This is a genomic window from Roseofilum halophilum BLCC-M91, from assembly GCF_030068445.1.
Classification (GTDB): Bacteria; Cyanobacteriota; Cyanobacteriia; order Cyanobacteriales; family Desertifilaceae; genus Roseofilum; species Roseofilum halophilum.
Map to the genome: position 1 here is coordinate 1 of NZ_JAQPOK010000080.1, position 18860 is coordinate 18860.

Genomic DNA, 18860 nt, shown 5'->3' on the forward strand with positions numbered 1-18860 from the left:
AAGCTGACGCTATAGTGTGGGCTTCTCGCTTCGCAGTCCCGCTATTGCGTCGGACTCCACGAGCTTTAAGGACGCAATGCCCTGCCGCCCTATTTTTTATGTTTATTGCCCCATTCAAGTCACGGTCTATGACGATACCGCCATGTGAGCAAGAATGAGTTCTGATAGATAATTCTTTAGGGACTTTTTCACCACAATTCGAGCAGTCTTGGCTAGTGTTTTTGGGGTTCACAGCTATAGTTTTTTGCCCAGCATTCTCAGCTTTGACAGTTAAAATAGTTAAGAATTGTCCCCATCCAGCATCATTAATCGACTTGCTCAATTTAGTTTTCGCAAACTTGGTGTATGCTTTTATTGTAGCACCAATTTTCAAAAATGACAACTATCTTATTTTATTGCTTCTGGCGGCGGAGTAACAATTTCTACTTTGAAAAAGCACATTGAAAATCAGAAACCTCCAGAGTAATATGGTTAATTAAGTAGGCATCGAGCCTACTTAATTAACCGCCAATTCATCTCACGCCAAATCACAGATTATGGCGTGAGGCTTCTCGGCGATCTAGCTAAAAATAGCCTAATCTATGCAAAGAGCGATCGCACAGAAGAATTAACCTAATCTTTAGGGTTGGAGGGCTTCTATGAACACATCCAAGTGTTATCTCTGGTCAGTTAATGGATCATCGGTTCCCGTGGGGGAAATAGTTGCTAACCGCTATCAGGTGGTTGGGGGCCAAATTTGGCAGGATACTCAACCCCAAAACTTGCCCCAAATTCCCGATCGCTCCGACCCAAAGGTATTAGCCTATTTACAACTCTCTCCCTATCATCTCCATTTGCCCCAACTCTACGGAGCAGTCGAGATCCCTGGTAATTCTCTGATCCTACTGCTCGATCGCATCCCCGTCACCCCAGAAGGAACCCTCTATCCCTCCATTACCGAAGCTTGGGCCGATGCTCCTCCCGTGCGCCAAGTCTATTGGTTATGGCAACTGAGCCAACTTTGGAACCCCTTAAACTCCTTTGGCGCAGGATTAAGCGTGTTAACACCAGAGAATATCCGGGTACAAGGCTGGCGAATTGGACTGCGGGAATTAATGTTTACGCCTTCGCCACCGGGTTTAGGGGCCCTTTCTCGGTGTTGGCAAACCTGGATTGAGTCCTGCTCTGATGATATCCGGGAGCCACTTAGTCGCCTTTGTGAAGTCATGGGCCAGGGTAAACGTTGGGACACAATCACCGCGTCCCTGAATCAAATCTTATTAGAATTAGCGGCAGAATTACCCTTAAAAATCACCACGGCTGGGGGGACAGATGCGGGCACGGTGCGATCGCATAATGAAGATAGCTGTTATCCGATCACCGTTTCCCAGAAAGGCAATCTGACCCCAGAATTCGATCGCATTCAGGAATTGGCGATCGTTTGTGATGGACTCGATGGCCATGAAGGGGGCGAAGTAGCCAGCGAGTTGGCCGTTCGCAGCCTTAAATTACAGGTACAAGGACTGCTCTTAGAGTTGGCAGAACAAACAGAAGTTGTTGAGCCAACGGTCTGGATCGACCATATTACCTCTGTCCTTCGGATTGTCAATAATTTAATTGCTACGCAAAATGAGTCCAAGGGGCGCTCCGGTCGCCAAAGAATGGCCACAACCGCAATTATGGCTGTGCAAATTGCCCAACAGGTAAAAACAGCCTTTGGTTTGGATTTTCCCAACACCCACGAACTCTATTTAGCCCATGTGGGCGATAGTCGCGCCTATTGGATTACCCCCGATTATTGTCAAGTGTTAACCCAGGATGATGATTTTGCCAACTCGAAAGTGGCCAAGGGCGAATGCTTGCACCGTCAGGCCGCAGAACACGACAATGCTACGCAACTGATTCAGGCCTTGGGAACTCAACACGCAGATAACCAGGAATTAGTGCCCCATGTGCAACGGTTGATTATCGAAGAAGATGGAATTTTACTGTTATGTTCTGATGGATTAAGCGATCGCCAAACTATAAAACAGTATTGGCAACAAGAGATTAATTCCATTTTTGCCGGTCAGATCTCCTTAGAAGAAGCCGTTAATCGCTGGTTAGAGTTCGGTGCATCTGACCAGAATCCCGATAATGTTTCTGTGGTTTTGATGTATTGTCAGGTTTCTCCACAAGCAGATACACAAGGGTCTACTCCCCAGTCAGCGACTGAGCAAAAAACCTTATCGACAGGAACCATTAATGCCCAGTTATCTTTACCCGAATCGCCAGAGTTTGTCTTTCAGCAGGTTGCCCCAGAACCGGAAGCCAAGCCAGAACCGGACTCCCCTCAACCGAAGAAAACTCCACCCAAGGGAGTGAAGATAATGGTTTGGGGACTGCTCTTACTCTTACTCCTGGCAACTGGGTTCGGACTCTGGTATTCCGGGTTAATCGATCTTCCTGGGTTGAATCCCTCCCAACCGAGACAGGAGGAATAATTTTCCCTTTTTATGAGAGAATCGAACATTGTACTCAATCAACATAAAAGTTAACTGAAGAGCAAGTTAAGCTAGTATTATTGTGGAGCAAAAGTGTATGAGTGTGAAAATTGGCGATCGCGTTCGAGTCAAAACTTCTTTAGTCATTTATCACCATCCTAAGCATCGGAATGCAGCATTCGATCTCCAGAATCATGAAGGCGAGGTCATTGATTGGGCTTCTACATACAATTGGAAAGGTGAAGAAGTCACCATCAGCGCTAATTTTCCTGTGGTCGTTAAATTTTCAGAGATTAGTAAACGCTTTAAAGTTCATTTGAGAGAAGATGAATTAGAAGTGATTGAAGGGGAATAGGGAACGGGGAATGGGGAATGGGGAATGGGGAATGGGGAATAGGGAATAGGGAATAGGCAACCCCCCCTGTATCCCCCCAAGGGGGGAAGGCAAGAGGCAATTTCTCCCCCTCCCCGTGTCCCCGTGTCCCCGTGTCCCCGCGTCCCCGCGTCTCCGTGTCCCCACGTCCCCGTGTCCCCACGTCCCCGTGTCCCCACGTCCCCGCGTCCCCGCGTCTCCACGTCCCCGCGTCCCCGCGTCTCCGCGTCTCCACGTCCCCGTGTCTCCACGTCCCCGCGTCCCCGCGTCTCCACGTCCCCGCGTCTCCACGTCCCCCATTCTCCCCACTCCCAACTCCAGTGCTACAGTATGGGGTATCCTGCGATCGCCCACTGAGTAAGTGTAGCAAGTTTATGGCAGATATAATATTTAACTGGCCTCTGCTGAGAGGTTTGGTGTTGAGTATTCTGAGTGGCATCCTCATTAAGGAAAGCTTGGTATTTTACCAAAATTCTCAAAATCATGTTTCTCCCCCTCCTCCTGCCTCTGTCAGGGTCAATTCTGAAGAAGATGACCCTTCCCCTGCAACCGCAGAAATGCCTCCTCCTGCCCTCACTGAATCCGCCCCCGTTGAACCTGCTCCTACTCCGAGCGATCGCTGGTCAATTCAACTGCCTTCTGAGGCTGAACTGATTGCCAATTACGAACAATGGTTGGCTGGATCGCTACCCCCACCCATTACCGATCGCCCCCAGATTGACGATCCGGTATATCTGCCTCCAGTAGAAAACCAGACCCTTGCGGGTATGCCCTTAACGATCGCAAAGACAATCGAGCAACCCAGAGCGAGGGGGAAAGCTCTACCCAGAAAAGAAAGTCCTAAAACCTATCTAGAGGCGATCGCCGCTCCCCTCCCCATCAGTCAAGCACCCGAAAGAGCCGTTACCTCTGGCTCCCTGAGTCCCGATAGCACTCAAGACAACCCGGAACCCTTCCAACCATCAGCCCTTCCCCTATCCCGTCCCACTCAAACCCCAGTTGCAGTCTCTCCCACATCTACGATTATGATTCCCTCAGCCTACGGTCAACAATGGGGGAAAGTGGGAGTCGCGTTAGGGGTGCAATCCCGCACCCGCTATACAGATGAAGTCGATGCGGGATTAGGCATTGGCATTGGACTGGGAAATCCGCAAACCGGAGTTGGGGTTGATATAGGCGTGAGCATTGTCGATTTAGTCGGAGATACCGCCCAAGATGGAGCCGTGAGTGTGAAACTCCATCGCCAATTGCCCCAAAATTGGGCGATCGCCGTTGGAGTTCATAATGCTCTTCAATGGGGCAATACGGACGGCGGATCGAGCGTATATGGTGTCGTCAGCAAACGGTTCGATCTGCGTGAAAATGTCTCCGATCCCTTCAGTCGCCTTTATGTTTCGGCTGGAGTGGGTGGGGGACAATTTCGCTCAGAAGAGAATATTATCGGACAAAAAGATGCGATCGAGGTATTTGGGGGAGTAGCCGTGCGGGTTATTCCTTCCGTGAATGCGATCGTCGAATGGACAGGTCAAGACCTCACCCTAGGCGCGTCCATTGTCCCCTTCTCGAAAATTCCCCTCGTCATTACCCCCGCCGTCACAGACATTACCGGCAGCGCTGGAGATGGCGATCGCTTCATCCTCGGCATCGGCTATGTCTTCTCTTTTTAAACCTTAAAAATACACTCCCCCATCCATCATGAAAACACATCGTTTTTTTGCCTATTTTTTCTGTATACTCCTAATTATTTTCACCCATTCATCTCTACAAAAAGCCCACTCCCAAACCGGCAACCAATCTGATGTCACCGGCCCCAATCTTCAAGAAATATTTTCTAGCCCTTCTTCAGAATCAGATCGCAATTCTGAGAATAACGATAACTCCTCATTCGACCAAGTAGAAATCGACCGAGAAGCCTTTGAAAGTCAATTTCTGCAATCCGACTTTGAACAAGCCGTTCAACTCTTTGAAGAATTTCAAGCCGTCGAATATGCCAAATATTTTAATCTCAAACTCTATGGCAAAACCGCAACCGCCTGTGAAATCGCCCAAACCCTCGACAACTTAGCCCAAAAGACCCAACAGCGATCGGCCATTGTTTATATCGTTGCCCTGCAAAACGAATTGGATATGCTCGCCATTTTCCCCCAAAATAACGCTTGTTCTTCTGCTGCATTCTTAAACCAAAAAAAATCGGAATCCTCTCCGTTTGCCCAAATCAAAATCCAAGAAATAACCCGTTCCTCTCTAGAAGAAACCATCAACCGATTCCGTGAAGAAGTCAGTAATCCCAGAAAAATCAGAACCATCAGCTATCAACCCTATGCAATTCAACTCTACCAATGGCTCATTCAACCCCTAGAGCAATCCCTATCCCCTCAGAAAACAGATACATTAATCTTTTGCTTAGACAAAAAACTTCGCTCTCTTCCCATTGCTGCTCTTTACCATGACGAACATTTTGTCATCGAAGACTATCAAATTGGTTTAATTCCCAGTTTTAGCCTGATCGATCCCACCTATCGTTCCGTTGAATCAGCAACCCTTTTAGGATTTGGAGTATCCGATGGTGGACAAAACCAAGAACTCCCTCCATTGCCTGCGGTTCCCATCGAAATATCTTGGCTACAAAATGTTTGGAAAAGTCAAACCTTTCTAGATCAAAATGCAACCGTCGAAAACCTACAGCAATATAGCAAAATTTCAGCAACTAGAATGATGCATATTGCCACCCATGCTGAATTTAGAACTGGAGATGTGAGTAACTCTTTTATCCAATTATGGGATCGCAATGTCGGCTTAGATCAACTGCGCCAATTATCTCAAAATTCTCAATGGAATCAAAATCCTAGGGTTGAACTATTAACCCTCAGCGCTTGTCGTACTGCTTTAGGAAGCGAAGAAGCAGAATTAGGCTTTTCCGGATTAGCCTTGCAAGCAGGTGTCAAAACTTCCCTAGGCAGTTTATGGTATACATCCGATGAAGGCTCCCTGGCACTCATGGCAGAATTTTATCATCAACTGCAAAATTCAACCGTCAAAGTGTCTGCCCTCAGAGCTGCACAACTGAACATGATTAAGGGTTTGATTAATATCCATGAAGGTCGCCTTAATCTATCGTCAGATCTAAGTATGGCTATCCCAGATAATTTTTCCAGCGCTCAAACCTTTAATCATCCTTACTATTGGTCAGCCTATACTTTGATTGGTAACTGGAATTGATCGCGAAAAAGGGTTTTCCTATTACCGATTACCCATTACCCATTACCCATTACTCGTGGGTAGAACCATCGGGCATAATTGTACTGGTCATATCCGTATTTCGCAAATTGGCTTGATTGAGTTTAGCATCAATCATCATGGCTTGAGCCAGGGTAGCTTCTCCTAAATTGGCCCAATTCAAATTCGTCCGAAACAAATTGGCTACGCGCATATCCGCTTGACGCAAGGTAGCCCAACTTAAATTGGTCTGGCGCAAATTGGCTTGATATAAAATTGCTGCCCTTAAATTAGCTCCACTGACATTGGCAAAACTCAAATCCGCCTTAGTAAGATTGGCTTCTTCTAAATTCGCTCCACTAAGCATGGCATTAGTGAGATTCACTTCTTCTAAATGGGCCTTAGTCAGCAAAGTATACGTCAGATTTGCTCCTTCTAAATTGGCTTTGGTTAAAATGGCCTCGTCTAACTTCGATCGCGTCAAGGTTGCCTTACTCAAATTGGCATCATAAAGGCGAATTTCCGTTAAAATCGATTCACTGAGATTGGCTTGGGTTAAATTGGCTCCCGTTAAATCCGCATCATGTAAATCTGCCCCTCGCATTCCTGCCCCGCTCAAATTAGCTCCCATTAAGTTAGCACCTTGAAGATTAGCGCTAATCAAATTAGCCTCTTGTAAATCAATCCCACTTAAATTTGCCCCTCGTAAATCCGCTTCTCTGAGGTTTACACCCTTGAGTTTGGCTTTGCTCAAATTGACTTGCATCAATTTTGATTCTCGTAGATTAGCTTGGTTAAGATCGATGCCGACTAAAAGTTGGCGACTCAGATCCACTTGGCGAAAATCTCGTTGTCCTTCTGCGTATTGTTGCTTGAGTTGATCTAGATCCATGGGTTAGGGTTAGGCTTAAGTTGCTTAGGTATTGGGAGAGAAGTGAAGAAGCCTATGAAAAATTTTAGAGTATCATACTGGCTCTAACCAGATAATAGGTCGGACTCAAAGGTATTCAAAGGGCCTTCTCTTTTGAGAGAATAGGAGAGAAGAGTATAAATCTTATTTCGTTGTTATCAAAGGATATCAGGATGGCTGATAATTTCAGAAGTCAAGTGGTCACCCAGGGCGTACAAAGAGCGCCTAACCGAGCGATGCTGAGAGCTGTGGGTTTTGGTGATGAGGATTTCACTAAACCGATTGTTGGGATTGCTAATGGCTATAGCACGATTACGCCGTGTAATGTGGGTCTGAATGATTTGGCTCTGCGGGGGGAAAGTGCCCTGAAGGAAGCGGGAGCTATGCCCCAACTGTTTGGTACGATTACGGTTAGTGATGGGATCTCTATGGGGACGGAGGGAATGAAGTATTCCTTGGTCTCTAGGGAGGTGATTGCGGATGCGATCGAAACGGCTTGTAATGGTCAGAGTATGGATGGGGTTCTGGCTATTGGGGGTTGTGATAAGAATATGCCAGGGGCGATGATTGCGATCGCCCGGATGAATATTCCAGCCTTGTTTGTTTATGGGGGAACGATTAAGCCCGGACGTTACAAGGATTGCGATCTCACCGTAGTCAGTGCTTTTGAAGCGGTGGGCCAACATAGTGCCGGTAAGATCGATCAAACAGAATTAAATGCTGTAGAGAAAAATGCTTGCCCCGGGCCGGGATCTTGTGGCGGTATGTTTACGGCGAATACCATGTCTTCGGCCTTTGAAGCTATGGGCATGAGTTTACCCTATTCTTCGACGATGGCGGCTGAAGATGAGGAAAAAGCCGATAGTACGGCTGAGTCAGGGAAGGTGTTGGTTGATGCGATTCGCAAGCAAATTTTGCCCCGCCAGATTTTAACCCGGAAAGCGTTTGAAAATGCGATCGCCGTGGTCATGGCTGTGGGAGGATCGACCAATGCTGTATTGCATTTGTTGGCGATCGCCCATGCGGCCGGTGTAGACTTAACCCTGGATGACTTTGAAGCCATCCGCGCCAAAGTCCCCGTTCTCTGCGACCTCAAACCCTCCGGTCGCTACGTGACCGTCAATCTCCATCAAGCGGGCGGAATTCCCCAAGTGATGAAGATTTTACTCGAAAATGGCGTACTCCATGGGGATTGCCTGACCATGAGCGGTCAAACCATTGCCGAAATTCTCGCTGATGTGCCCCCAACCCCCAGGGAAGACCAAGACGTAATCCGTCCCTGGAATAACCCCATGTACACCACCGGTCATTTAGTCGTTTTGCGGGGCAATTTAGCCACTGAGGGCGGCGTGGCCAAGATTTCTGGGGTAAAAAACCCTAAAATCACGGGGCCGGCACGGGTGTTTGAATCTGAGGAGGAATGTTTAGCCGCCATTCTCGCCGGTAAAATTAAGCCTTCCGATGTGGTGGTTGTCCGCTATGAAGGGCCTAAAGGTGGCCCCGGAATGCGGGAAATGTTGGCTCCTACTTCTGCCATTATCGGTGCAGGATTGGGTGATTCTGTCGGTTTAATTACCGATGGTCGCTTTTCGGGTGGAACCTATGGTATGGTGGTGGGTCATGTGGCTCCCGAAGCAGCCGTGGGTGGGGCGATCGCCCTTGTCCAAGAAGGGGATACCATTACCATTGATGCCCCAGCTCGGCGCTTAGAACTCCATGTTTCCGACGAAGAGTTGGCACAACGTCGCGCCCAATGGCAACCCAAGGAACCTCGCTATACTAGAGGCGTGTTAGCCAAGTATGCTCAGTTAGTTTCCTCCAGCAGCCGGGGTGCAGTTACCGACGATTTGTAACTCTGTTGCTTCTGAGATCAAGTCCGGTTAAATACCCTCATTAACCATCCAGGGAGCAAGATGATCCCACTCCAGTCCTATCCAAGAATTCGAGGAGTGCGGGCATCTTGCCCGCTTCTTAACCCATTAACCGGACTTGATACCCATTAACCGGACTTGATACCCATTAACCGGACTTGATACCCATTAACCGGACTTGATACCCATTAACCGGACTTGATACCCATTAACCGGACTTGATACCCATTAACCGGACTTGATACCCATTAACCAGACTTGATATTAAACGCCGACTTCTGCAAACAGGGCTTCTAAGCTGTCTAAGCTGAGTCCTTGCTGAATATATTGGGGATTGTCGGGATTGTAGGGACTGTTTAGGCGATCGCAGCCCATAATCTTAGCCGTTTCTGGCAACACAGGAATATCCGGGTTAAAGGCAGTCGATCGCATCAAAGAACTGGAAAAGCCCTTAAATACCAGGATCTCATCCGCTTCGCCCTCAATTTCTGCACTAATTAACAGCACTTCTTTGGGACGTTTGAGGGTGTATTGTTCTAAACGTCGAGAGAGCATAGGGGGAGTAATGAGTAATTATTGGTTGACGGCAGTTCGCCCCTGTTTTCCGAGGCGAATGAGAACAAAATAGCTCAGGTAAGCCACATAAATCAGCAATCCCAGGATACCAATAAAGCCTAAGAAGCGTTCGCTGGTGGCATTGTGGAATAATTGTTTATAAGCCCAAGGCGCTTCTAACCACAGTCGGCAAAAGTCATTTTGGATTAATTCTTGCGTGGGCAAAAAAGCGCATTGTAGAGAGGGCAATTGGGCGATCGCCCCAATCCCCATAAACACCGTTACCGCCCAGCGCCAAGCCGTAAACCCCAGTTTCAGGGCGCGAGAGGGGGGCATATCCTCAATTTCCTCATTCAAGTCAATCCAAAACCACAGGGAAATCGGAATCAAGATCCGAGCGGATATAGAACTAACAAAGCCGATAGGCGCTCCCCCAATCATCAAATAGAGGGAGATCATCAGCAAACTCGCCACCCGCCAATAAATAACCATCAGGCGGATCAGGGGGACAGACTGTTTCACTAGCGACCAAATCAGCAGCACCAGGGGAATACCCACTGCCACCAATACAGCCAACCGATAGTCCATCCAAATGAGCGATCGCATCCAATCCATTCCCACTTTCCCCCAATCTCCGAGCAGCAACCTCTAACCATACCAGAAAAAGCCGTTAATGGGTAATCGGTAATCGGTGATGGGTAATCGGTAAAACGTTTTTCCTTAACATGCCCCTTACTATGACCTGTAGATCGGCCTTATCATTTGAAAGGCACAACTGCTAGATGGAAGCTTCCCTCCTAGACACTCAGCCTTGGAGACGCTCATAACTGTACATTTGCTGAATATTTTTTCACTGAACGGACTGGATCTTACCTATGGGATATATTATTTCAACTGTCAATATGAAAGGAGGGGTTGGCAAAACCACCCTCACGGTTAATCTAGCGGCGTGTCTTGCCAAATACCACGACAAGCGAGTGTTGATTGTCGATTTAGATACTCAAATCAGCGCCACCCTCAGTATGATGTCCCCCTCTGACTTTGCCAAACTGAGGCGAGATCAACGCACCTTAAGACAACTGGTTAAAACCGCCATCAATCCAGCCGCTCAAGCTGCCTATCCTATCCAAGATATTATCATTCCCTACGCTTGTAACGTTCCCAAACTCCATTTACTGCCTGGGGACATTGATATGTATGATGAATTTTCAGTCTCGGAAATGATTTACGAAAAAGCCGTTTATCGGGAACAAGTCAGTTTTGAAACCGTATGGAATCGTTTTGAGAGAGTCTTAATTGATAGCATCTTAAAACCGGTGATCGCCGAATATGATTACATTATTTTAGATTGTGCCCCTGGCTATAATCTCTTAACTCGTAGCGCCCTAACTGCCAGCGATTTTTATCTCCTTCCTGCTCGTCCTGAACCCCTTTCTCTCATTGGAATTCAGCTCTTAGAGCGTCGTTTGGTTAAATTGCGAGAAGTCCATCAAGATGAAAATCCTTTAGATATTGAAATGCTGGGGATTGTCTTTACCATGGCTGGAGGATTTATCGGACGATATTATCGTCAAGTGATGAACCGGGTACGCACGGATTACAGTGAGGCAAAGTTGTTTAGAACTCGCATTCCTTCCGATGTGAATGTGTCTAAAGCTGTGGACAGTTATTTACCTGTCGCGATCGCCCATCCCAATAGTCGTGGCTCGAAAGCTTTCCAAAAGTTGACGGATGAATTGCTGGATAAACTCCAAACTACCATTTCCCGGAAACATCAACAATCTTCGGTACAAATGTCGGATTTATAGTTTGGGCAGAAGGGTAATGGGTAATTAGTTAAAGGTCTAATTCGTCCAATTCTAACTCGGACTCTGGGGAATTTTCGGAGGCAGTTTGTACGGGAATAGCTGCAATAATGGCATCGAGAACTCGTCCCACAGGAATAATGGTTAAGCCTAAATCGGGTAAAGATTGACCTTTGGGAACGATCGCCCGCTTAAAACCGAGCTTCGCCGCTTCCTTTAATCTCAGTTCCAATTGCGATACTGCCCGTACCTGTCCCCCCAATCCCACTTCGCCAACAATCACCGTGCGCGGATCGACGAGGCGATCGCGAAATGAAGCCACCACAGACACCGCAATTCCCAAATCTGCCGCCGGTTCCTCCACCCCTAACCCCCCCGCCGAAGCCACATAAGTATCGAGCTTGGATAAAGGAATACCCACTCGCTTTTCCAACACTGCCAAAATCTGCAATAACCGATTATTATCTACCCCAGTGGTAGCGCGACGGGGGGAACCGTAGCTCGTCGGACTCACCAGGGCTTGCAGCTCCACCACAATCGGGCGCGTCCCCTCGCAGGCGACAATGGTACAAGTTCCGGACACCTTCTCATCCCGATTGCCCAAAAATAACTCCGAAGGATTCGGGACTTCCGCTAATCCTTGGGCAACCATTTCAAACACGCCGATTTCATGGGTCGCGCCAAAGCGATTCTTCATCGATCGCAATAACCGATGGGATGCAAAGCGATCGCCCTCAAAATACAATACCGTATCCACCAAATGCTCCAACACCCTCGGCCCCGCCAAAGAGCCATCCTTGGTCACATGACCGACAATAAATAGGGTAATATTTTCCCGTTTCGCCACCTGCATCAGGGCCGAAGTACATTCGCGCACCTGAGCAACGGAACCCGGAGCAGACGACAGAGACGGAAAATAGATCGTTTGAATACTATCAATCACCGCTAAACGGGGTTTCAGCGCTTCCAACTCCCGCAAAATTTCCTCTAAATCGGTTTCCGGTAACAGATAAAACTTCGATGGAGTCTCCTCCGACTTTCCCCCCTTTTTTCCCTTCGGTTTCGGTTCGATTACCGCATCAAATCCATGCTTAAGTTTCGGTTTCTCCTCTTCTTCCTCTTCCCCCACGCCTAACCGCGCTGCCCGTAATTTCACCTGTTGACCGGACTCTTCCGCCGACACATATAATACCGCATAACTTTCGGAGAGTTGATTGGCCATTTGCAACAGCAGCGTCGATTTGCCAATCCCTGGTTCTCCCCCAATCAGCACCAAAGACCCCTGCACAATGCCCCCACCGAGTACCCGGTCTAACTCCGAGAACCCCGAATCCATCCGTAAAACGGCTTGATCGGAAATGGCATCCAGGGTAATGGCAGCACGAGGTTGACCGCTCTGGTTCGGCGATCGCCCCCCATCCTTGCGCCATTCCTGATTCAGCAACCCCAACCGGTTGTTCGTGGGAGTCACCGGGCCGCTCACCTGTTCGATCAGAGAATCCCAACTGTTGCAAGCGGAGCATTTACCGAACCATTGAGAAAATTCTGCCCCACATTGATTGCAAACGTAGAGGGTTCGAGACTTGGCCATAACTGTGATATGTCTATTCGTGCTTGCATTATGGCAGATCTTGCCTCGATCGCTCATGGTAGAATAACCAGAAACCTGTTGACTTGTTGGACACTTAGATATCTATCCCATGGGAGACTTCTTTCAGAACGTATCACGCTATCCTCGGTACTTCATTACCTTTACCCTGGGGATTTTCTTCTTTCTATTCAGAGCGATCAAGCCGCTCTTTAAGAATCCAGTAACGGCGATCGCCACTTTGGGATTCTTAGTTTCTGGTTTTGTCTTCCTAACCCTGACATTACGGGCTATGCTAGGATTATCTCCGGTATGAAGACCCCATCAAGAAAGATTCGGACTTTAAACCAGGGAAGATAACCCCTAATCACCCCAAAACTGTGGAGGAGATCTTATGGCTAACAGTCGTCGTGTGTCTCGCGTGTCCTCCCAAATTAAACGCGAAGTCGGCCGAATGTTGCTTCATGACATTAAAGATGACCGAGTAGGGGCGGGTATGGTCAGTGTTACGGAGGTGGATGTCTCTGGAGATCTGCAACATGCTAAAATTTTCGTCAGTATTTATGGGACGGAAGAAGCGAAGGCGGAAACGATGGAAGGCTTACAGTCGGCAACTTCCTATGTTCGCTATGAACTGGGCCATCGGATGCAGTTACGCCGCACTCCAGAGGTGATCTTTTTAGAAGATAAATCTTTGGAAAGGGGCGATCGCCTGTTGAATCTGATTAACCAGATTTCCCACGAGCATCATCCCCACGAGGACTCAGAAAATATTGTCTCCGCTGAAGACAATGAGTAAAGCTGTCAGGCAGGTGTAGAGCAATGGTAAATTCAACTGATTCTTTTCATCTGCCCGATCCAGCTTCTCTCTCTTTAGAACAACAGGTTGCCCAAATGGTGGTCATTCGGGCAAGTGGCTATTTGTTCGATCATCAAATTCGTTACCCGGACTGGGAACCGCCCAATGAGACCCTGAAAGCCTGGATTGCTCAGTGGGGCGTGGGTGGCGTAATTTTAGTCGGGGGGAGTGCTGCCGAACTGCACGATCGCATTAACCGGTTGCAGAGTTGGGCAACCTTTCCCCTGTTGGTGGGGGCAGATGTGGAGGAAGGAGTCGGACAACGCTTTAGTGGTGCGACCCATTTTCCGCCCCCCATGGCACTGGGGGCGATCGCCGAAAAATCTCCCCAAGCGGCTCGCCACTATGCCCAACAGATGGGAGAAATGACGGCCAAAGAGGCAGTGGCGATCGGCTTAAATTGGCTCTATGGGCCGGTGGTGGATGTGAATAATAATCCCCAGAATCCGGTGATTAATGTGCGGGCTTTTGGGGAAACGCCGCAAGGGGTGAGTCAGTTAACTGCTGCCTATATTCAGGGCGTTAAACCCTATCCAATTTTAACCACAGCCAAACATTTTCCCGGCCATGGTGATACTGCGGTAGACTCCCATCTAGAACTGCCGGTGCTTCCCCATTCAGAAGCACGGTTAGCGGAAATTGAGCTACCGCCGTTTCAGGGGGCGATCGCTGCTGGAGTCGATAGCATTATGAGCGCCCATTTGCTGATTCGGGCTTGGGACGATCGCTATCCAGCCACGTTATCAGCCAAAATTCTCACCCAAAAACTGCGTCAAGAGCTAGGCTTTACGGGCTTAATTGTCACCGATGCTCTGGTGATGGGAGCCATTACCCAGCATTATGGCAGCAACGAAGCCGCCGTTTTAGCCGTGCAAGCGGGTGCAGATATCCTGCTGATGCCCCAAGATCCTCCAGGGGCGATCGCCGCCGTCTGTGCCGCCGTCAGAGCCGGAAAAATCGCCCCAGAGAGCATCCAAGCCTCCGTAGAGCGCATTTTTCAAGCCAAACAGAAAGTTAAACCCAGACCCGAATTTTCCCAATTTCCCCAAGCTCTGGGAACCCCAGAAACCCGCCAAACCGTGCAATCTATCCTCCGGGATGCCCAGGAAAGCGGCGGTCATCTGCCCCTCAATCTCCCAGGGGGTTGTAATTTAATTGTAGTCGATGATGCCTTAGATTGTTCCGTGTTGGCCAAACCTGCACCCGCGATTGTGATCCCAGAAGCCAAGGGATATCCGTTGCAGCTCGTAGACCGTCATACCCCCAGTTTACCCACCCAAGGTCTACAGCCCACGTTGTTACAATTATTCGTTCGCGGTCATCCGTTTCGCGGCAGTTCCACGTTGAATGAAACGGCGATCGCCTGGTTTGAAGCCTTGCTGAAAACCGATAATCTGCAAGCTTTGGTCATTTATGGCAGTCCCTATATCCTGGAATTTCTTCGTCCCCAACTGCCCGATCCTGTGCCTTATGTGTTCAGTTACGGACAAATGCCCCACGCACAGGCGATCGCCCTGAAAACCCTGATTGCTACAAGAGATAGTTCTTGATTGAGACTGCGATCGCATAATCCTACTACCCAAGTTGAACCGATCTCGTTCAGAGTAAGGTTTGACCTCTCCACTATCGACTGCCGACACGCCTCGAAAATCTGAGTTAAAGTGGTAATGAGTTTACTTTAAGGGGACAGATCCATTTTAAGTGGAGAAGCAAGCGATCGCGCTTTGACCTTGATGAGCGCATCCTGATGCTGTTTACCATTTATAGATTAGGAGAACCCATATCATTAACAATGAGCAATCAACCTAACACCTTAGAACCCATCCGTTCCCTAGAAGATGCCATTCATCGATGCCAACATCTGGGAATGCGCCTGAGTCGTCAACGGCGGTTTATCCTAGAATTGCTCTGGCAAGAACAGGAGCATCTGTCTGCACGGGACATATATGACCTTTTGAATCAGCAGGGACGGGCGATCGGGCACACTTCAGTGTATCAGAATCTAGAAGCCCTGTCTTCCCAAGGCATTATCGAATGTGTCGATCGCGCCGATGGACGGCTCTACGGTCATATTAGTGACCCCCACTCTCACGTTAATTGCTTAGATAATGGCAAGATTATTGACATTCACGTGGAGTTACCCCCAGAATTGATCCAGAAAATTGAAGCCCAAACCGGGATTAAAATCACCGATTATCGGATTGATTTCTATGGATATCAATCCCAAGCATAAACAAGAAAACAGTCAAACCCTTGAAATTCGCGTCCGGGGACGGGTTCAGGGGGTAGGATTTCGACCCCATGTTTGGCGTTTAGCCCATGAGCTGGGGCTAGGGGGTGAAGTTTGCAACGATGGGGAAGGGGTACGCATTCAGGTGGCTGGAGAACTGGAGGCGTTATCGGTATTTCGGCAACGGTTAGAGTCTGAAGCGCCTCCCCTGTCGCAGATTGAGACGATTGAAACTCAAGAGTTAGAGAAAACTGTGGGGTTTGAGGGGTTTGCCATTGTGGAGAGTGTGGGGGGCAAAACTCAGACGCAAATTGCTCCAGATACGGCGACTTGTGGGGCTTGTGTGACGGAAATTTATACCCCTTCAGATCGACGCTATCGTTATCCGTTCACGAACTGTACCCATTGCGGGCCAAGGCTTTCGATTATTCGCTCTGTTCCCTACGATCGCCCCTCAACAACGATGGCCAATTTTCCCCTCTGTCCAGAGTGTCAGCGAGAATACGACGATCCGGGCGATCGCCGCTTCCATGCCCAACCCATTGCTTGTCCGGTTTGCGGGCCGAAAATTTGGCTAGAGTCCCTCACTAAGAAAGACGCTCTTGGGGAACCGGGAAAAGAGATACAAGCAACCATTTCTCAGATCGAACAAGGGGAAATTCTCGCCATTCGCGGGTTAGGGGGCTTCCATTTAGCCTGTGATGCCACCAATGAAGACGCTGTAAACCGCTTACGCGATCGCAAACGCAGATATGGTAAACCCTTTGCACTGATGGCGCGGGATATTGCTGTGATTCGTCGTTATTGTCACGTTAGCGCAGTTGAAGAAGAGACGCTCAGGAGTGCTGCGGCTCCCATTGTGCTGTTAAATGCCGAGGGTGGGGAGAGGTTACCGGAGGCGATCGCCCCTGGAGTAACAACCCTCGGTTTTATGCTTCCCTATACTCCCCTGCATCTTCTGCTACTCGAAACTCTGGATTATCCCTTGGTGATGACCAGCGCCAATTTATGCCATGAACCCCAATTAATCGGTAACGCAGAAGCCAGAGAACAACTGCTCGGACTCGCAGATACGGTATTATTTCATAACCGAGATATTGCCAATCGTATGGATGATTCCGTGGTGCGAGTCATGGGAGGAAAACCCCGGTTATTGCGTCGCAGTCGTGGCTATGTGCCGGGGGCGATCGCCCTTCCGCCAGGATTTGAGCGGAGCGCAAGCATCTTAGCCTATGGCGCAGAACTCAAATCCACCTTTTGCCTGATCCAAAAGAATCAAGCCATTGTATCCCAACATCAAGGGGATTTAGAAGACCCGATTACCTACGCAGATTATCAGAAAAACCTGCAACTTTTTCGCCAACTTTACGATCATCAGCCCCAATTTTTAGTCGCCGATCTCCATCCTGAATATCTCTCCACCAAACTCGCCCAAGCACATGCCCAGAGCCAAAAATTACCCCTCATTCAAGTGCAACATCACCACGCCCATATGGCCAGTTGCTTAGTCGAAAATGGCATCCCCTTAGACCATGCTCCTGTCTTGGGTATTGCCCTGGATGGCTTGGGATTGGGTTCAGATGGCACGATTTGGGGCGGCGAGTTCCTTCTGGCAGATTATCGAGGCTATCAACGGTTAGCGAGCTTAAAACCGGTGGCTATGATTGGCGGAACTAAGGCGATTCTCGAACCCTGGCGCAACACATACGCCCACTTAAAAGCGGCTTTTGATTGGCAGATGTTGGAAGACAAATATGGTCATTTAGAATTATTTGACTATTTCCAAAATAAACCGCTCGCCCTGTTAGAGCAAATGCTGCACAAACGGCTCAACACACCTCTGGCAAGTTCGGCAGGGCGGTTATTTGACGCGGTATCGGCGGCGATCGGCTTATGTCGCGATCGCGCCCTATTTGAAGGACAAGGGGCGATCGAATTAGAAATGGCAGTCGATCGCCATTTACTCTCAGCATCCGACGTTGATTTTGCCTATCCCTTTGAGATTATCGATCCCCCTACATCCCCCTTTTTAAGGGGGACTTGCCCTACTGCCCTTGCTAAGGGGGGTTGGGGGGATCTTCGAGCAAAATACTCTAAGTCCAGCCATAAACCCCTCTATCTCGATCCTCGCCCCCTGTGGCATTCCCTCTTAGAAGACTTGAGTCAAGGGGCAAGTACCTCTGTGATGGCAACCCGCTTTCATCAAGGTTTAATCCAAGGGATCGCCCATTTAGTGGAAAAATTAGCCCAGAACTGTCAATTAGACGGACTCTATATTGAAAAAATCGCCCTCTCTGGGGGATGTTTCCAAAACCGGATTTTGCTTGAAGAACTAACCGCAAACCTGGAAGCGAAAGGCTATCAGTGCTTATCCCAGGCACAAGTTCCCTCGAATGATGGTGGGTTATCCTTGGGACAGGGTGCGATCGCGATCGCCAACTTGGACAATAGTACAAATATTTATACTTAAAATTAGCACTGTTTTAATGCCATATTAATCACAACTGTGATAAACTAAAACTATCCCTTCAAGCTTAACAGGAAAAAACATGAGATTTATCAACCCAAAGATAGATTATGCCTTCAAAAAAATATTTGGTTCAGAACAAAGCCAACAAATATTAATCAGTTTTCTAAATGCCATTGTTTATGATGGAGAAAAAATCATACAATCCTTAACCATCAAAAATCCCTATAATCCCGGTCAAGTCCTCAGCTTAAAAGACACCTATTTAGATGTAAAAGCAGTTCTAAATGACGGTTCAATCGTAGTCATAGAAATGCAAGTCGCACCCATGGCAGCATTTGAAAAACGAGTAGCCTACAACCTAACCAAAGCTTATGCCAATCAGCAGAAGTGTTGAATGTTAAGAATAGATGGAGAAAAAAGCTCTCAAATCTGGTAAGATAGAGAGCAGAAAAAAATAATAACTAATAACTATGTTAGTGAAAGTTCCCCCGTCTGTCAAAAAAATCTTAGCGGCTCTGCCC

At 48.2% G+C, this 18860-nt stretch carries 15 protein-coding genes and 3 pseudogenes; 13 read left to right on the plus strand and 5 right to left on the minus strand.

Annotated elements, in window-relative coordinates; genetic code table 11:
• Positions 1-334: pseudogene (locus PJF56_RS10090) on the minus strand (RNA-guided endonuclease InsQ/TnpB family protein); the annotation flags it as partial.
• A 51-nt stretch (positions 335-385) separates the two neighbouring features.
• Between PJF56_RS10090 and PJF56_RS22355 the strand changes: the two are divergent.
• The 5 genes and pseudogenes from PJF56_RS22355 to PJF56_RS10110 form a co-directional block, all read left to right on the plus strand.
• Positions 386-466 (plus strand): annotated as a pseudogene (locus PJF56_RS22355) (IS200/IS605 family transposase); the annotation flags it as partial.
• A gap of 172 nt (positions 467-638) precedes the next feature.
• A complete protein-coding gene (locus tag PJF56_RS10095; RefSeq protein ID WP_283762544.1) occupies positions 639-2462 on the plus strand; it encodes a PP2C family protein-serine/threonine phosphatase in 1824 nt (607 codons plus the stop codon).
• Between the two features lie 97 nt (positions 2463-2559).
• The gene (locus PJF56_RS10100) at positions 2560-2817 is read left to right on the plus strand and encodes a ferredoxin-thioredoxin reductase variable chain (protein ID WP_283762545.1); all 258 of its coding nucleotides are present in this window, start codon (positions 2560-2562) and stop codon (positions 2815-2817) included.
• A 392-nt stretch (positions 2818-3209) separates the two neighbouring features.
• Positions 3210-4502 carry a hypothetical protein gene (locus PJF56_RS10105; RefSeq protein ID WP_283762546.1) on the plus strand — a complete coding sequence of 431 codons (1293 nt, stop codon included), beginning with the start codon at positions 3210-3212 and terminating at the stop codon, positions 4500-4502.
• Positions 4503-4530: 28 nt separating this feature from the next.
• Entirely contained in the window at positions 4531-6054 is a 1524-nt protein-coding gene (locus tag PJF56_RS10110) for a CHAT domain-containing protein (RefSeq protein WP_283762547.1), read from the plus strand.
• A 49-nt stretch (positions 6055-6103) separates the two neighbouring features.
• On the opposite strand, the gene PJF56_RS10115 is transcribed toward PJF56_RS10110, so the two are convergent.
• Positions 6104-6943, minus strand: coding sequence for a pentapeptide repeat-containing protein (locus PJF56_RS10115; protein ID WP_283762548.1), 840 nt, complete (start codon positions 6941-6943; stop codon positions 6104-6106).
• 191 nt (positions 6944-7134) lie between these two features.
• Here PJF56_RS10115 and ilvD point away from each other — a divergent pair, with 191 nt between their 5' ends.
• Positions 7135-8814 carry a dihydroxy-acid dehydratase gene (gene ilvD, locus PJF56_RS10120; protein ID WP_283762549.1) on the plus strand — a complete coding sequence of 560 codons (1680 nt, stop codon included), beginning with the start codon at positions 7135-7137 and terminating at the stop codon, positions 8812-8814.
• Positions 8815-9096: 282 nt separating this feature from the next.
• Here ilvD and PJF56_RS10125 read toward each other — a convergent pair whose 3' ends face one another.
• The gene (locus PJF56_RS10125; protein ID WP_283762550.1) at positions 9097-9387 is read right to left on the minus strand and encodes a DUF7734 family protein; all 291 of its coding nucleotides are present in this window, start codon (positions 9385-9387) and stop codon (positions 9097-9099) included.
• 18 nt (positions 9388-9405) lie between these two features.
• Positions 9406-10002: a DUF3177 family protein gene (locus tag PJF56_RS10130; RefSeq protein ID WP_283762559.1), complete on the minus strand. Its 597-nt coding sequence runs from the start codon at positions 10000-10002 to the stop codon at positions 9406-9408.
• A gap of 260 nt (positions 10003-10262) precedes the next feature.
• On the opposite strand from PJF56_RS10130, the gene PJF56_RS10135 reads away from it, so the two are divergent.
• Complete coding sequence (locus PJF56_RS10135; protein ID WP_283762551.1) at positions 10263-11195, plus strand: ParA family protein; 933 nt, start codon at positions 10263-10265, stop codon at positions 11193-11195.
• A gap of 28 nt (positions 11196-11223) precedes the next feature.
• On the opposite strand, the gene radA is transcribed toward PJF56_RS10135, so the two are convergent.
• The gene (gene radA / locus PJF56_RS10140) at positions 11224-12783 is read right to left on the minus strand and encodes a DNA repair protein RadA (RefSeq protein WP_283762552.1); all 1560 of its coding nucleotides are present in this window, start codon (positions 12781-12783) and stop codon (positions 11224-11226) included.
• Between the two features lie 109 nt (positions 12784-12892).
• On the opposite strand from radA, the gene PJF56_RS10145 reads away from it, so the two are divergent.
• The 6 genes and pseudogenes from PJF56_RS10145 to PJF56_RS10170 all read left to right on the plus strand — a co-directional run.
• Positions 12893-13096, plus strand: coding sequence for a DUF751 family protein (locus PJF56_RS10145; RefSeq protein ID WP_283762553.1), 204 nt, complete (start codon positions 12893-12895; stop codon positions 13094-13096).
• A gap of 78 nt (positions 13097-13174) precedes the next feature.
• Positions 13175-13579: a 30S ribosome-binding factor RbfA gene (gene rbfA, locus PJF56_RS10150; protein ID WP_283762554.1), complete on the plus strand. Its 405-nt coding sequence runs from the start codon at positions 13175-13177 to the stop codon at positions 13577-13579.
• Between the two features lie 23 nt (positions 13580-13602).
• Positions 13603-15189 (plus strand): glycoside hydrolase family 3 protein, encoded by a 1587-nt coding sequence (locus tag PJF56_RS10155; RefSeq protein WP_283762555.1) that lies wholly within the window; start codon positions 13603-13605, stop codon positions 15187-15189.
• A 242-nt stretch (positions 15190-15431) separates the two neighbouring features.
• Positions 15432-15872 (plus strand): Fur family transcriptional regulator, encoded by a 441-nt coding sequence (locus tag PJF56_RS10160; protein WP_283762556.1) that lies wholly within the window; start codon positions 15432-15434, stop codon positions 15870-15872.
• Positions 15850-18339 (plus strand): carbamoyltransferase HypF, encoded by a 2490-nt coding sequence (gene hypF, locus PJF56_RS10165; RefSeq protein WP_283762557.1) that lies wholly within the window; start codon positions 15850-15852, stop codon positions 18337-18339. Before PJF56_RS10160 ends, hypF begins: the two co-directional genes overlap by 23 nt.
• 79 nt (positions 18340-18418) lie before the next feature.
• Positions 18419-18721, plus strand: a pseudogene (locus PJF56_RS10170) (Rpn family recombination-promoting nuclease/putative transposase); the annotation flags it as partial.
• Positions 18722-18860: the final 139 nt, after the last annotated feature.

What these genes read in the sequence shown, in the direction of transcription:
- PJF56_RS10095 (WP_283762544.1), top strand. Translation starts at nt 639, where the DNA reads ATGAACACATCCAAGTGTTATCTCTGGTCAGTTAATGGATCATCGGTT.
- PJF56_RS10100 (WP_283762545.1), top strand. Translation starts at nt 2,560, where the DNA reads ATGAGTGTGAAAATTGGCGATCGCGTTCGAGTCAAAACTTCTTTAGTC.
- PJF56_RS10105 (WP_283762546.1), top strand. Translation starts at nt 3,210, where the DNA reads ATGGCAGATATAATATTTAACTGGCCTCTGCTGAGAGGTTTGGTGTTG.
- PJF56_RS10110 (WP_283762547.1), top strand. Translation starts at nt 4,531, where the DNA reads ATGAAAACACATCGTTTTTTTGCCTATTTTTTCTGTATACTCCTAATT.
- PJF56_RS10115 (WP_283762548.1), bottom strand. Translation starts at nt 6,943, where the DNA reads ATGGATCTAGATCAACTCAAGCAACAATACGCAGAAGGACAACGAGAT.
- ilvD (WP_283762549.1), top strand. Translation starts at nt 7,135, where the DNA reads ATGGCTGATAATTTCAGAAGTCAAGTGGTCACCCAGGGCGTACAAAGA.
- PJF56_RS10125 (WP_283762550.1), bottom strand. Translation starts at nt 9,387, where the DNA reads ATGCTCTCTCGACGTTTAGAACAATACACCCTCAAACGTCCCAAAGAA.
- PJF56_RS10130 (WP_283762559.1), bottom strand. Translation starts at nt 10,002, where the DNA reads ATGGATTGGATGCGATCGCTCATTTGGATGGACTATCGGTTGGCTGTA.
- PJF56_RS10135 (WP_283762551.1), top strand. Translation starts at nt 10,263, where the DNA reads ATGGGATATATTATTTCAACTGTCAATATGAAAGGAGGGGTTGGCAAA.
- radA (WP_283762552.1), bottom strand. Translation starts at nt 12,783, where the DNA reads ATGGCCAAGTCTCGAACCCTCTACGTTTGCAATCAATGTGGGGCAGAA.
- PJF56_RS10145 (WP_283762553.1), top strand. Translation starts at nt 12,893, where the DNA reads ATGGGAGACTTCTTTCAGAACGTATCACGCTATCCTCGGTACTTCATT.
- rbfA (WP_283762554.1), top strand. Translation starts at nt 13,175, where the DNA reads ATGGCTAACAGTCGTCGTGTGTCTCGCGTGTCCTCCCAAATTAAACGC.
- PJF56_RS10155 (WP_283762555.1), top strand. Translation starts at nt 13,603, where the DNA reads ATGGTAAATTCAACTGATTCTTTTCATCTGCCCGATCCAGCTTCTCTC.
- PJF56_RS10160 (WP_283762556.1), top strand. Translation starts at nt 15,432, where the DNA reads ATGAGCAATCAACCTAACACCTTAGAACCCATCCGTTCCCTAGAAGAT.
- hypF (WP_283762557.1), top strand. Translation starts at nt 15,850, where the DNA reads ATGGATATCAATCCCAAGCATAAACAAGAAAACAGTCAAACCCTTGAA.